General features: G+C 77.3%; 1 protein-coding gene. It reads right to left on the bottom strand.

Annotated elements, in window-relative coordinates; all coding sequences use genetic code 11:
- A partial coding sequence (gene proC / locus F2B26_RS16765) for a pyrroline-5-carboxylate reductase (protein ID WP_159811229.1) occupies window positions 1–568 on the bottom strand: 568 nt, incomplete at both ends.

Here is a 568-nt window from a genome sequence, read left to right as displayed (position 1 = left end):
GGCAGCCACCGTCGTCCCGCCCGGGGACGAGACGCGTTCGCGCAGCACGACGGGGTGGTCGCCGGTGGCGGCGGCGAGCGCGGCCGAGCCCTCGACCGTGGCCACCGCGAGCCGCAGCGCGACGTCCCGGGTGAGCCCGAGCAGCACACCCGCCTCGGCCATCGCGTCGATGAGGTAGAAGGCGTACGCCGGGCCGGACCCCGAGAGGGCGGTGACGGCGTCCAGGTCCTTCTCGGCCACGCGCACCACCAGCCCGGTCGCGGCCAGCAGACGTTCGGCCAGCACGAGGTGGTCCTCGTGGGCGGCCGCGCCCGGGGCGATCGCCGCGACCCCCTTGCCGATGAGTGCGGGCGTGTTGGGCATCACCCGGACCACCGGCGTGCCCGGCGGGAGCAGCCGTTCGTACACGGCGAGCGGCACCCCGGCTGCGACCGACACGACGAGCGCGCCCGGTGCGAGCGCGGGAGCCAGCGCACCCAGCACCGTGGGCACGACGGCGGGCTTGACGGCGAGCAGCACGACCCCGGCGCCCGCGGCGAGCTCGGCCACGTCAGCGCCGGCCACGACG

The organism is Cellulomonas citrea (assembly GCF_009829685.1).
GTDB lineage: Bacteria > Actinomycetota > Actinomycetes > Actinomycetales > Cellulomonadaceae > Cellulomonas > Cellulomonas citrea.
Note: the sequence above shows the minus strand (reverse complement) of the source record. Positions and strands in the feature narration are given on the sequence as shown.